Genomic DNA, 13,168 nt, shown 5'->3' on the forward strand with positions numbered 1-13,168 from the left:
GGTGAACGCGGCCCGCCCCGTCGCCCTGGTCAGGGCCGGCGCCCGCTGCGGGCGGGGCATACTCGTCGGACGTCCCGTCCAGGAGGCAGCGTGGTCATCATCGAGCCCGAGGTCATCCATACCGGCCGGCTGGCCTTGCTTCCCTTGCAGGTCGAGCACGCCGAGGAGATGGCCGCGGTACTGTCCGACCCCGGTCTGCACACCTTCACCGGCGGCACGCCGGACACCGCCCAGGATCTGCGCGCCCGCTACGAACGCCTGGTGGCCGGCTCGCCCCGCCCCGGCGAAGCCTGGTGCAACTGGGTCGTCCGGCTCCGCGACGCTGCCTGTCTGACCGGCTATGTCCAGGCGACGGTCACCGCCGACGACCGCGGAGCCGCCGCGGAGATCGCCTGGGTGGTGGGCACCCCCTGGCAGCGGCGCGGCATCGCCACCGAAGCCGCCCGAGGTCTCGTCGCCTGGCTCCGGAATCACCCGGTGCACACGGTCGTCGCCCACATCCACCCGGACCACAAGGCATCCGCCGCCGTCGCCACCGCGGCCGGCCTCACCCCCACCGATCAGTGGCACGACGGAGAGATCCGATGGCAACTGACGATCGGCTGACCACCCGCGTCCGCAGGGCGGGCCTTCCGTCCCACATGGTGTGGCACGGTGCGCCAATCCTCCTCCTCGCCCTTGCCGTCGTCGTACGCCGCGATCGCGGTGCTCTCGGGCAGTTCGGGGTCCTTCATCCCGCGGGCGGTGAAGTTCATGATGCGCCCATTCGAGGTCACTGTGACGTTCAGCCGCATAGGCATCATCAGTCCCCTGCGGTACCGACGGTATGTGAACATGTATACCGCGCTCTTACCTGATCCGCTGACATGGACGGTTCGTTCGGCGCCGAGCACCTCGGCAGGGAACCATCGGCGGACGAAACGGGTGGAAACCTCTTCGGCCTGGGCCTGATTCAGGGGGCCGGGCTCGGCCCTGTTGTCCGTGGAGGCGGCTTCTTTCAATTTCTTCTCAGGCCACCATCCGGTGATTTCGCCCCGATTGGTTTTTGCCGTCACTAGTCCACTGTGTTTCGCGACAATGGTCTGCTCGACCTGCGTCCCCTTTCCGAAGACATACGCGGCGGCCTCGGTGATCCATGTGTCCGCGCCCTCGGCGGCCCGCTGAGCAGCTGCGAATCCCGGTCGCTCGGTCAGGGGAATGTACGGAGTGACGGAGGAGTGGAAGGTGGCGATCAAGGCGGCAGAGCCCGTGACGGCGAGAGCCGCGCCCCAGAGCGCGTCACGCCCGGCTTTTCCCATGGCCCGCCCGGCACGCCGGCACCATGCGGTTCCTGCCGCCACTCCGAGCAATGACCCGGTCGTGTTGGCGACGATGTCCGTCGCACTGCACGAGCGGCCCATGGCCCCCTCCGCTTGGACGAGTTCGATGAGTCCGCTTCCCACTGCCGTGACCACGAGGGTGGTCAGGGGGCGCTGAAAGACGAGAGCGGCGAAGAAGGAGGCCGGGACGAACAGAGCAACGTTCAGCAGCGCGCTGGAAGAGGCCAGCTGGGGAAACGGCGAACTCAGATCGCATACCGCTCCGTCGCCGACGGGCCCTCCGTCTGCGGGCAGCGATGTCACGGCGAGGATGCCGGCGGAACAGACGGCCAGGAGTACGCGCACCGTGATCGGTTTCCGGCGCGCACGCGCGATCAGAACCGTCGGTACCGTCAAGCAGAGGGCGATCACAACGAACCAGGCGAGTAGCCCGGGGATCGCCTGAACGGACGCGTCGATCACGAGAGCGGCGGTCCTTCCGAGGTGGAATGGGAACGAGAACGGGCGGACCAGCAGAAGGTGACCGGCGGGGTATGGTGGACCCTTTTCTCGGGCTCATTGTCCGATGAACCAGGGTCTCGCCGGGAAAGCAGCCTAGTTCATCGTCGGCGCCGGTTCGTGAATCGCGGATAATTCCAAGCCATTTGCGAAGAGATGTAATAACTATGATGCGATGAATTGGATGGAAGGGTAGCGGGGGCGGGCGCGGGGGGCGCATGCGTTCTGGCCGATGCGCCTTTCTGCTTCCGTGTGCGCCTTACGTCTGCGGCAGCGGCAGGGCGATCCTGGCCGTCAGAAGCAGCACATCAAGGTGGGCGTTCTCATGACTACGGCCAACACCGGCGACAACTCCACGGCCCCCGCCGGCCCCGGCGACAACTCCACGGCGCCAACCGACCCCCCGAACCCCCCGCCGCACCGCCCGTGGTGGAGGAAAATGCTCAGCGGCCCGGCCGCGCTGGCGTACGCGGTCGCCGTCGTCGGGGCGGGGGCCGGTGCCGTGATGACTCCGCTCGGGGATCACGTGCTGAAGTCGCTCTTCGACGAGCCGACCTGCCCCGGTGACGGAGCGGCCTGCGAGGGCAAGAACCCGCAGAACCAGGGGTGCGGCGAGGACGCGGGCACCTTCAAGCCCACGGCGGGCAATCCCGCGCTCCTCCAGATCCGCTACAGCGAGGACTGCGAGGCGGTCTGGGCGAAGATCGAGCGGGGGAGCCCCGGCGACCAGGTGACGGTCGGCGTCACGGGCGGCAGGACGCGGACCGCCGGCATCGATTACGGCGACGACCAGTTCACCCACATGGTGACGGTCCCCGACGGCGAGTTCCAGGTCACCGCGTGCGCGGTGCCCAAGCCCGGCGGCAAGAGCACCTTCGAGCGGTACTGCATCCACGCGACCGAGGCCACCGCCTGGCGGTGACCGACCCTCGGTCTGCCCGTTCCGCCCGGCCCGGGTCAGACCCGTTCCGTCCGGCCCGGGTCAGACCTGTTCCGCCCGGCCCGGGTCAGACCCGTTCCCGCGCCGCCTCCGCGGCCGGGCGTATCTCCGGTGTCTCCAGGGCCGCCGCCGTCCGCTCGGCCGTCCGGCGCGCCCAGCGGCCGCTGGTCAGCAGGCCGAGGACCAGGACGGCGAGGCCGCAGCCCGCGAGGATCCACCAGCCGGGGCGGGCCGCCGCGACGAACGTCCGGCGGTACGGCGACGAATCTATGCCGGAGGCCAGGACCGCGCCGATCACCGCGACGCCGAGCGTCGAGCCCAGTTGCCGGCTGGTGGAGGCGACGGCGGCGGCGACCCCCGCCTGGGCGCGGGGCATGCCCGACACCGCCGTGTTGGTGATCGGCGCGTTCACGAAGCCGAAGCCGATGCCGAAGAGGGCGTAGCCGAGCACCAGCGTGACGTTCTCCGTCTCCGCCTCGAACGCGGCGAACAGGACACCGCTCGCGGTCATCGCCGCACCCGCCACCAGCAGGGAGAGGCGCGGGCCGCGGCTGCCGACCAGGCGGCCGGACAGCGGGGCGCACAGGAACATCGGCACGGCCATCGGCAGCATCCACAGGCCCGCGTGCAGGGCGTCGAGGCCGCGTACGTTCTGCAGGTACAGGGTGGACAGGAACAGGAAGCCGCCCAGGGACGCGAACGCGCCGATCGCGATCACGGTGGCGCCGCTGAACGGGGCCGAACGGAAGAAACGCAGGTCGATGAGGGGTTCGGCGCGCCGGGGCTCGTACCAGAGGAGGGCCAGGAGGGCGGCCACGGCGATCGCGGCGAAGGGGAGCACGAAGCCGGCGCCGGATTCCGGGGCCTCGATGATCGCGTACGTCAGCGCGCCGAACAGGGCGATCACCAGCAGCTGGCCGACCGGGTCGGGGCGGCGGGCCCGGGGCGCGCGGGACTCGGGGACGTAGCGCAGGGTGAGCAGCAGGGCCGCGAGGCCGACCGGGAGGTTGAGCCAGAAGATGGCGCGCCAGCTCACCGACTGCACCAGCAGCCCGCCGACCAGCGGGCCCGCCGCCATGGCGATGCCGACGACCGCGCCCCACACGCCGATCGCGCGGGCGCGCTCGCGGGGGTCGGTGAAGGTGTTGGTGATGATCGACATGGCGACCGGGTTGAGCATCGAGCCGCCCACCGCCTGGATCATGCGGAACACGACGAGCAGGTTCAGATCCGGGGCGAGGGAGCAGAGCACCGACCCCGCGGTGAACACCGCCAGGCCCGTCATGAAGACGCGCTTGCGGCCGATCCGGTCGGCCGTGGAGCCGGCGAGCATCAGCAGCGAGGCCAGTACGAGCGTGTAGGCGTCGATGGTCCACTGCAGGCCGGAGGTGGTGGCGCCCAGGTCGCGCTGCATCGCGGGCAGCGCCACGTTCAGCGCGGTGGTGTCCAGGCTCACGATCAGCAGGCTCGTACAGCAGATCGCGAGCACGAGCATGCGGCGGCGGTGGCTCAACTCGGGCATGCCCGCCATCGTACGCGGATTTCGATAGTGCGTCTAACTAATCATTTTGCACGGTCTTTGCCGGGCAGCCGGAGGCCGAGCACCAGCAGCCCCACCAGCCCGGCCGCCTGCACCGCCAGCACCACCGCCAGCGCCCGGCGCATCCCGGCCCCGGGGATCAGCGACAGGAACAGCGAGCCGAGCGTCGCCACCCCGACCGCCAGGCACGACTGCTGGAGCGTGGCCGCGAGCCCGCTGCCCGTCCCGGCCAGCCGGTCCGGGATCGCCGCCAGCAGGAACCGGAAGTACAGCGGCAGCTGAAGACCCTGGCCGATCCCGCACAGCGCCAGGCCCGGCGCCAGCGCGAGCGGGCCCAGGTGCGGCCACGGGCCCAGCAGCGCCGTCGCGGCCATCGTCGCCAGGCCCGCGATGTGCGCCACCGCGGCCAGCGCCACCGCCCGCCCGCCGAACCGCGCCACCGCGCGCGGCGCCAGCATCGACGCGGCGAACTGCGCCACCCCCATCGGCACCAGCGCCAGCCCCGCCCGCAACGCCCCGTACCCGAGACCCTGTTGCAGCGTGACCGCCGTCACGAACATCCAGCCCGCGAAGCCCACGAACACCGGCAGCCCCAGCAGCAGCCCCCGCCGCACCTCGGGCGACGCCAGCAGCGACGGCGGCAGCAGCGGGCTCCCGGCGGTGCGCTCCGCCCGCCGCTCCACCCGGTGGAAGGCCCAGGCGCACAGCGGCGCCGCGGCGAGCAGCAGCACCGACCACAGCGGCCAGCCCGCCGCCCGGCCCTCGGTCAGCGGCAGCAGCAGCGCGCACAGCGCCGCCGCCAGCAGCGCCGTACCGGCCAGGTCCGCCCGCGCCGGGCGCTCCGCCCGGCTGTCCGGCACCGACCGCAGCGCGCAGCCGAGCCCGGCCACCGCCACCGGCACGTTCACCAGGAACACCGCCCGCCAGCCGGTGCCCGCCAGATCGGCGGCGACCAGGACCCCGCCCAGCACCTGCCCGAGCACGATGGACACCCCGCCCACCGAGCCGTACAGGGCGACCGCGCGGGCCCGGCGCTCGCCGGACGTCGTGGCGTGGATGGTGGCCAGCACCTGCGGCAGCAGCAGCGCCGACGCGGCGCCCTGGGCCACCCGCGCGGCCACCAGCCACCACGCGCCCGGCGCCAGCCCGCAGGCCAGCGAGGTCAGCCCGAAACCGGCCACCCCCCACAGGAACAGCCGCCGCCGGCCGAAGGTGTCCCCGAGCCGGCCGCCCAGCACCAGCAGCACGGCGTACGCCACCGCGTACCCGGCGACCACCATCTCCAGGGTCGCCGGGGGCGCGTCCAGATCGTGCTCGATCGTCGGCAGCGCCACGTTCACGATGAAGAAGTCGATCATCGGCAGGGCGGCGCCCAGCAGCAGGGTGAACAGGCCGAGCGGGGTCAGGGCCGCCCGCGGCGGGGCGGCGGTCACGGAAGAGGTCGTCGTGGTCACCCCCCGACTCTGCGCCCACCCGCAGCCGGGTACCAGGCGGCCGTTATCCGGGTACCGGCACCAACTGGCACGGGGCTGCGGCCGGACGGCACCCTGGGTGCCATGACCATCGCAGTGCCCGAGCGGAACACGGAGACCGAGCGCGACACGGGGACCGAGCGCGACGCGGGGACCGAGCGGAGCACGGAGATACGGCGCCGGGAACTGGCCGCCTTCCTGCGCAGCCGGCGCGAGCGGATCACCCCCGAGCAGGTGGGCCTGCCCCGCGGGCCCCGCCGCCGCACCCCCGGACTGCGCCGCGAGGAGGTCGCCCAGCTCTCCGCGGTCGGCGTCACCTGGTACACGTGGATCGAGCAGGGCCGCGCCGCCCACGTCTCCGCGCAGGTGCTGGACGCCGTCGCCCGCGCCCTGCTGATGGACCCCACCGAGCGCGCCCACCTGTTCGCCCTGGCCGGGACCCACGACCCGCGCTCCGGGCCGGAGTGCCCGGTCGCCGCCCAGACCGCCCTGAAGGTCGTCGAGCGGCTCGCCCCCTACCCGGCCTCCCTCCAGAACGCCCGCTACGACGTCCTCGCCGCCAACCGCCCCTACGCCCAGCTCTTCGGCGACCCCGCCGAGCTGCCCCCGGCCGACCGGAACTGCCTGTGGCTGCTGACCACCAGCGCACGCTGGAAGCGGGACTTCCTGGACCGGGACGAGATGCTGCGCGACCTGATCGCCAAGTACCGCGCGGGCATGGCCGAGCACGTCGCCGAGCCCGCCTGGAAGCAGCAGCTGAACCGGCTGCTTCAGGTCTCCGGCGAGTTCCGCGAGCTGTGGGAGCGGCACGAGGTCGCGCCGATGTCCCCGCACGTCAAGCGGTACCGGCACCCGCGGGTCGGGCTGATCCGGCTGGAGCACCGGAACATGTGGCTGGCCCCGCAGTCCCCGGCCCACCGGGTGGTCGCCTACCTGCCCGCCGACGAGGAGAGCGAGGAGCGGCTGGAACGGCTCGCGGAGCTGCCCGACGAGCGCCCTGCCGGGTGAGGGATACGGGCGCCCGGCCGGGTGAGGGACAATGGAGCCTCGCCCCTGTCGCCGTAGATCCGTCCCGGAGTCCTGACGATGACCCACCCGCTCTCCATCGGACCGCACACCGTGACGCCGCCCGTCGTGCTCGCACCCATGGCGGGGATCACCAACGCGCCCTTCCGCACCCTGTGCCGGGAGTTCTCGGGCGGCAAGGGACTCTTCGTCAGCGAGATGATCACCACCCGGGCGCTGGTCGAGCGCAACGAGAAGACCATGCAGCTGATCAGGTTCGACGCGAGCGAGCGGCCGCGCTCGATCCAGCTGTACGGCGTCGACCCCGTGACCGTCGGCAAGGCCGTCCGCATGATCGTGGAGGAGGACCTCGCCGACCACATCGACCTGAACTTCGGCTGCCCGGTGCCGAAGGTGACGCGCAAGGGCGGTGGCTCCGCGCTGCCGTACAAGCGGAACCTGCTGCGGGCCATCCTGCGCGAGGCGGTCTCCGGCGCCGGGGACCTGCCGGTGACCATGAAGATGCGCAAGGGCATCGACGACGACCACATCACCTACCTCGACGCCGGCCGGATCGCCGTCGAGGAGGGGGTGACCGCCATCGCGCTGCACGGCCGTACCACCGCCCAGCACTACGGCGGCACCGCCGACTGGGACGCCATCGCCCGGCTGAAGGAGCACGTGCCGGAGATCCCCGTGCTCGGCAACGGCGACATCTGGTCGGCCGAGGACGCGCTGCGGATGGTGCGGGAGACCGGCTGCGACGGGGTCGTGGTCGGCCGGGGGTGCCTGGGCCGGCCGTGGCTGTTCGCGGACCTGGTGGCCGGGTTCGAGGGGCGTACGGAGGATTTCGTCCGGCCGACGCTGCGGGAGGTCGCCGACGTCATGGTGCGGCACGCCACGCTGCTCGGGGAGTGGAGCGGTGACGAGTCCAAGGGCGTGGTGGACTTCCGCAAGCACGTCGCCTGGTATCTGAAGGGCTTCGCGGTCGGTTCCGAGATGCGCAAGCGGCTCGCGATCACCTCGTCGCTCCAGGAGCTGCGGGCCGGGCTGGACGAACTGGACCTGGACCAGGCGTGGCCGGCCGGGGCGGAGGGGCCCCGGGGCCGGACCTCCGGCAACAACCGGGTGGTGCTGCCGGACGGGTGGCTGAAGGACCCGTACGACTGCTCGGGCGTCGGGGAGGACGCGGAGCTGGACACCTCCGGCGGCTGACCGGCACCGGGGCGGCCGACCCTGGGACGCCGCCCCGACCCCGCCAGGGACTCCGCCCCGGATCCCGGCCTCGCCCACCGGCCTCTGCGAGGAACGGTCAGACGCCTCCCACCGCTGTCAGCAGGGCCAGTGGTGCCGCTGCCGAGCGTGCCTCCAGGCCGCACGCGTGGGGATACGGCACCGGCTCGCCGTGCGTGTCCCGTCCGTATCCGGCCCACACCTCCGGCAGCCGGTACCCGGTCACCGCCGCCGCGTCGAGCAGTGCCTGCGCCACCGTACGGGCCTCGTCGTGCAGGCCGTAGCGGGCGAGGCCCAGCGTGATCAGGGCGTTGTCGTGCGGCCAGACCGAGCCGCGGTGGTAGGACAGCGGGTGGTACGCCGGCTGCCCGGAGGCCACCGTGCGCACACCCCAGCCGGAGAAGAAGTCCGGCTCCAGCAGCCGCCGGCCCACCACCTCGCCGTACTCCTTGTCCAGCAGCCCGGACCACAGCAGATGCCCGGCGTCGGAGGCGAGCGCGTCGAGCTGCCGGCCCTGGCCGTCCAGCGCGAGCGCCGGGAACGACCGCTCCCGCATCCAGAAGTCCCGCTGGAACCGGTCCCGCAGATCGGCCGCCGCCTGCTCCAGCAGCGCCGCGTACGTCTCGTCGCCCCACACCCCGCGCGCCACCGACGCCGTACGGCGCAGCGCGTCGTACGCGTAGCCCTGCGCACCCGCCGCCATCACCGCGCCGGTGGGCCGGGTGCCGTCGGCGCGGCAGATCGCGCCGGGGGAGTCCTTCCAGTTCTGGTTGGCGAGGCCGCCCTCGTCGGCGCGGTAGACGAGGTAGCCGCGCGAGGTCAGCCCGCCGTGGTCGAGCATCCAGCCGATGGCGGCCCGGGCGTGCGGCTCCAGCCGGCGGGCCAGGGCCGTGTCACCGGTCTGCTCGACATACGCGCCGAGCAGCACCAGGAACAGCGGGGTGGCGTCCACCGAGCCGTAGTAGCGGCCGAACGGCACCTGTCCGAAGTAGGCCAGTTCCCCGTGCCGTACCTCGTGCACGATCTTGCCGGGCTGGGCGACCGGGGCGTCACCGGTGCCGGTCGCCTGGGTGGCGGCCAGGGCGAGCAGGGTGTGGGCGGCCGGCCCGGGGCGGTAGGGCAGGGTGAACAGGGAGGTGAGCAGCGCGTCCCGGCCCAGCAGGGTGAGGAACCAGGGCGCGCCGGCCGCCGGGACGCGCAGGTCCTCGCCGTCCGGCCCGCCGGCCGGCACCTGGAGCGCGGCGAGGTCGGCGAGGCCCCGGACGCAGGCCGCGGTCAGCTCCGGCCAGCCGGTGGGGAAGGCCACCCCCTCGGCGAACCGCTCCTCGCGCGCGCGTTGCTGGCGGTGTACGGCGGCCGGGTCGCGGGGCACGCGCAGCGCGCGCTTCTCGCCGTGCGGGCGGGCGATCACCCGCAGCAGCAGCTCGGTCGTGCCGTGCGGCGCGACGTCGAGGGCCCACACCAGGCGGCGGGCGCCGGTGCCGGTCTCCTCCACGGCGTCCGGGGCGGGGTCGGCCGTGATCGCCGTGCGGGACCGCCAGTCGGCCCGGCGGTAGGAGAACTCGATGCCGTCGGGGAGGAGTTGGCGGGAGCGTACGACGCCGGTCTTGACGTAGGTGCGGTGGTCGGAGCGGAGTTCGAACTGGTCGGTGAAGTCGGCGTCGACGGTGAGCGCGATCCGTACGGTGATGGGTACCGGGCGGTTGCTGGTGACCTTCAGCGACTCCACGAACGAGCTGTCCCCGACGGCCTGTTCGCGGAAGACGGTGCAGGCCGGCGGCTCCTGCCGGCCGCCGCGCGGGACCAGCACACAGCGCGCCTCGTCCCCGTCCGTCACCGGGCTGAGCACCTCGGGCACCGCCCCGTCGACGGTGAGCTGCCAGCGGCTGAGGTGCCGGGCGTCGCGGACGAACAACCCGTCCGGGAGGCCGCCGCCGCGTACTCCGCCGATGTCGCCGCGGTCGCCCACGGCGGCGAAGGTGGCGCCGTGCACGAGCAGATGATGCCGGTCCGTCATCCCCGGTCCCCTCCTTGGTCACTCCTGTCGAACGTGCCGGTGCCGGGCGCGGACACGTGCCTTGACGGGCTCTTGTCCGGCCTTTGACGTTCCTGTGATGCGGGCTCGCGGTGGTACAGGTCCAGCGCGAGCGCCGCCGTCCAGCCGAAGCCGGTGGCCCCGCAGGGCTCGCCGGTGTACGGGTCGACGTACTCGGCGTAGCCGGTGGCGTCGGCCAGGTGCAGGAACGCCGTGCGCAGGGCGTCGGCCGCGGCCGTCTCGCCGTGCGCCCGCAGCCCGCGCTCCAGCAGCCAGTTGGTGTTGAACCAGGCCGGGCCGCGCCAGTAGCGGTGCGGGTCGAAGGACTCCCCGAGCAGGTCGTAGCTCGGCGCGAGCCGGGTGCGGTCGCCGAGCGAGAAGTGCGGCCCGCGCAGGGTGTCCACCAGCGCGGCGGCGAGCGCGCGGGGCAGGCCGGGCAGGAGCAGCGGGATCAGCCCGGAGACCGAGCGCTCGGGCCGCAGGCCGCCGCCGCGCAGGTCCCGGCACAGGAACATCCCGGCGGCCGGCTCCCACAGCCGCTCCACCAGGGCCGCCGTCAGCCGCTCGGCGCGCTCCCGGCGGGCGGCACCGGTGGCGCCCAGTTCCTCGGCGATCCGCGCGAGGGCGTGCTCGGAGGCGATCAGCAGGGCGTTGAACGCCGGGTCCTCCACGGCGAACTCCCCGCCCCCGTCGGCGTACTCACGGTCCCGGTAGTCGGCGGCCAGCCGCACGTACCGCCCGTAGTCCAGGTCGGTCGGCCGGTCCTCCGCCGCGCCGTGGTCGAGGTCGGCGCGGCGGAAGGAGCGGGCCGGGGCGGGGGTGACCCGGGCCAGCGGGACGTCCCAGCAGGGGCTGTTGTCCATGCCCTGCTCCCACGGGTGCACCACGGACACCAGCCCGGCGCCGCCGAGGTCGCGCCGGTGCAGCAGATACCGGTGCCAGGCGGCCAGCTTCGGGTAGACCCGGGCCAGGAAGCCGCGGGAGCGGGACAGGGCGGGGTCGGCGCGGTGCACCAGCCAGGCGGCCAGCGCGTGCACCGGTGGCTGCACGATGCCGGAGGTCTGTACGGTGCGCGGGGCGCCCGCGGCGCGTCCGGCGGTGGAGGAGCGCCAGAAGTCGGGGCTCGGGAAGTAGGCGTCGAGCGGGACGGAGGGGTTGAAGACGATGTGCGGGACGCGCCCGTCGGCCCACTGCGCGGCCAGCAGCGTCTCCAGCTCCGTCTGGGCCCGGGCCGGCGAGACGTGCCGCAGCCCGATGGCGATGAACGCGGAGTCCCAGGACCACTGGTGCGGGTACAGCTTCCTGGACGGGACCGTGGAGGCGCCGGTCCAGTTCGCCGCGAGCACCCGGGCGGCCCTGACGTGCGGGGACGGCGGCGCGGTCGGAGGATCGTATGCGATCTCGTACGGGAAGGGACGGGTACTGAGCTGGGCGGTGCGATCCACTCGGGGCTCCCCGAAGACGTCCGGCCGCACGAAGGGTTCGGCTGCGGCCACCGTAGGGTTACGTCTATTTAACACGCAAAACTCAATATGTAAGGCAAGCTGGAGAAACACAAGGGGGTGCGCATGACCGGACGTCCGGGAAGGCCCGGCAGGAGCGGCAGGAGCGGAGGCCAGGCGGGGGCCGGCGATCTGCTCGCCCTCGTGCGCAACGGCCGGGCCGTGACGCGCGGGGCGCTCCAGCAGGCGACCGGACTGTCCCGGGCCACCGTCGGCCAGCGCCTGGACCGGCTGTTCCGGGCGGGCTGGCTGCGTGAGGGCGCCGGCGGCCCGGTCGACTCGCCGCTCGGCGGACGCCCTTCCATCACGCTGGAGTTCGACGACTCCCACGCGGTGGTCCTGGCCGCCGACCTGGACACCCGGCACGCCCGCGCGGCCGTGCTCTCGCTGACCGGCGAGATCCTCGCCGAGCAGGCCGGCACGCTGGTGGTGGAGGAGGGCCCGGAGGCGGTCCTCGGTGAACTGGGCGGCTGGTTCGAGGAGTTGCTGACCAAGGCCGGGCACCGGGCCGAGGAGGTGTGCGGGATCGGGCTCGCGGTGCCGGGCCCGGTGGACAGCGAGACCGGCCGGGTGGTGCAGCCGCCGATCATGCCGGGCTGGGACGGCTACGACATACGCGGCCGCATGTCGCGTGCCTTCACCGAGCGCACCGGGGCGCCCGCGCTGCCGGTGCTGGTCGACAACGACGCCAACCTCATGGCCTACGGCGAGCAGCGCACCGGCTATCTGGACTGCACTGCCTTCGTGCTGGTCAAGGTGTCCACCGGTATCGGCGCCGGGGTGGTGGTGGACGGCTCGATCTACCGGGGCGCGGACGGCGGCGCGGGCGACATCGGGCACATCCGGGTCGGCGCCGACGCGCTGTGCCGGTGCGGTTCGCAGGGCTGCCTGGCGGCGGTCGCCAGCGGGGGCGCGGTGGCCCGGCGGCTGGCCGCGTCCGGGGTGCCGGCCACCTCCGGCTCCGATGTGCGGGACCTGCTGGCGGCCGGGCACCCGGAGGCCGCCGCGCTGGCGCGGGAGGCCGGGCGCCGGGTCGGGGACGTGCTGGCGACGGTGGTGACCCTGCTCAACCCGGGCGTGCTGATGATCGCGGGCGACCTGGCCGGGACGCCGTTCCTGACCGGCGTGCGCGAGCTGCTCTACCAGCGGGCGCTGCCCCGCTCCACGGCCCACCTGGACGTGGTCACCTCCCGGCTCGGCGACCGGGCGGGGCTGATCGGGGCGGGGGCGCTGGTGGTGGAGCACCTGTACGCACCGGAGCGGGTGGAGGAGCGGCTCGCGGCGATGGGGGTGTGACGGGGAGGCTTCGCGGGACTGGAGGGGGTCCGCGGGGGCGGAGGGATTTCGCGGGGCGGAGGGCTTCCGTCGGGCCGGCGCGGGCACGGTTCCGGGCGGGTGCGGCGGCGGGTGCCGAGGGCGGGTGTGACGGCCGTGTTTCCGCTTCCGACTGGTGTCCGAGGCGTCGTCCGCATGGTGGAACCCGGCGGTCTGTGGCAGCGTGATTCTCGCCACCCTTGATAGGGGTAGCGCTCAGATGAGCGGATCATGCGCGACTGCACTTCTCCAAGGGGTGGCACTGGGTGCCACCCCTTGATCGTTCAGCGATCGAAATCAGTCGTGCCGG

10 protein-coding genes are annotated in these 13,168 nt (G+C 73.2%); 5 read left to right on the forward strand and 5 right to left on the reverse strand.

The window, feature by feature from the left end:
* Nucleotides 1-96: 96 nt before the first annotated feature.
* The gene (locus ACSURM_RS24710) at nucleotides 97-606 is read left to right on the forward strand and encodes a GNAT family N-acetyltransferase (RefSeq protein ID WP_436961177.1); all 510 of its coding nucleotides are present in this window, start codon (nucleotides 97-99) and stop codon (nucleotides 604-606) included.
* On the opposite strand, the gene ACSURM_RS24715 is transcribed toward ACSURM_RS24710, so the two are convergent.
* Nucleotides 561-1,781: a VanZ family protein gene (locus ACSURM_RS24715; RefSeq protein WP_436957942.1), complete on the reverse strand. Its 1,221-nt coding sequence runs from the start codon at nucleotides 1,779-1,781 to the stop codon at nucleotides 561-563. The two genes, ACSURM_RS24710 and ACSURM_RS24715, sit on opposite strands and share 46 nt — an antisense overlap.
* 361 nt (nucleotides 1,782-2,142) lie before the next feature.
* Between ACSURM_RS24715 and ACSURM_RS24720 the strand changes: the two genes are divergently transcribed.
* Complete coding sequence (locus ACSURM_RS24720) at nucleotides 2,143-2,739, forward strand: DUF2690 domain-containing protein (RefSeq protein ID WP_436957943.1); 597 nt, start codon at nucleotides 2,143-2,145, stop codon at nucleotides 2,737-2,739.
* A gap of 85 nt (nucleotides 2,740-2,824) precedes the next feature.
* On the opposite strand, the gene ACSURM_RS24725 is transcribed toward ACSURM_RS24720, so the two are convergent.
* The gene (locus ACSURM_RS24725; RefSeq protein WP_436957944.1) at nucleotides 2,825-4,279 is read right to left on the reverse strand and encodes an MFS transporter; all 1,455 of its coding nucleotides are present in this window, start codon (nucleotides 4,277-4,279) and stop codon (nucleotides 2,825-2,827) included.
* Between the two features lie 41 nt (nucleotides 4,280-4,320).
* Nucleotides 4,321-5,751, reverse strand: coding sequence for an MFS transporter (locus ACSURM_RS24730; RefSeq protein WP_436957945.1), 1,431 nt, complete (start codon nucleotides 5,749-5,751; stop codon nucleotides 4,321-4,323).
* A gap of 102 nt (nucleotides 5,752-5,853) precedes the next feature.
* Between ACSURM_RS24730 and ACSURM_RS24735 the strand changes: the two genes are divergently transcribed.
* Nucleotides 5,854-6,777 (forward strand): helix-turn-helix transcriptional regulator, encoded by a 924-nt coding sequence (locus tag ACSURM_RS24735; protein WP_436957946.1) that lies wholly within the window; start codon nucleotides 5,854-5,856, stop codon nucleotides 6,775-6,777.
* Nucleotides 6,778-6,855: 78 nt separating this feature from the next.
* Entirely contained in the window at nucleotides 6,856-7,989 is a 1,134-nt protein-coding gene (gene dusB, locus ACSURM_RS24740; protein ID WP_436957947.1) for a tRNA dihydrouridine synthase DusB, read from the forward strand.
* Between the two features lie 97 nt (nucleotides 7,990-8,086).
* On the opposite strand, the gene ACSURM_RS24745 is transcribed toward dusB, so the two are convergent.
* Together ACSURM_RS24745 and ACSURM_RS24750 are read right to left on the reverse strand one after the other, a co-directional pair.
* Complete coding sequence (locus ACSURM_RS24745; RefSeq protein ID WP_436957948.1) at nucleotides 8,087-10,024, reverse strand: amylo-alpha-1,6-glucosidase; 1,938 nt, start codon at nucleotides 10,022-10,024, stop codon at nucleotides 8,087-8,089.
* Complete coding sequence (locus ACSURM_RS24750; protein ID WP_436957949.1) at nucleotides 10,021-11,487, reverse strand: amylo-alpha-1,6-glucosidase; 1,467 nt, start codon at nucleotides 11,485-11,487, stop codon at nucleotides 10,021-10,023. The genes ACSURM_RS24745 and ACSURM_RS24750 overlap by 4 nt, the downstream gene beginning before the upstream one ends.
* Before the next feature lie 123 nt (nucleotides 11,488-11,610).
* On the opposite strand from ACSURM_RS24750, the gene ACSURM_RS24755 reads away from it, so the two are divergent.
* Nucleotides 11,611-12,840, forward strand: a complete 1,230-nt coding sequence (locus ACSURM_RS24755; RefSeq protein WP_436957950.1) for an ROK family protein — start codon at nucleotides 11,611-11,613, stop codon at nucleotides 12,838-12,840.
* The last annotated feature ends 328 nt before the right edge of the window (nucleotides 12,841-13,168 follow it).

This window comes from Streptomyces sp. SudanB182_2057, assembly GCF_964272715.1.
In the GTDB taxonomy this organism is placed as follows: Bacteria; Actinomycetota; Actinomycetes; order Streptomycetales; family Streptomycetaceae; genus Streptomyces; species Streptomyces rubradiris.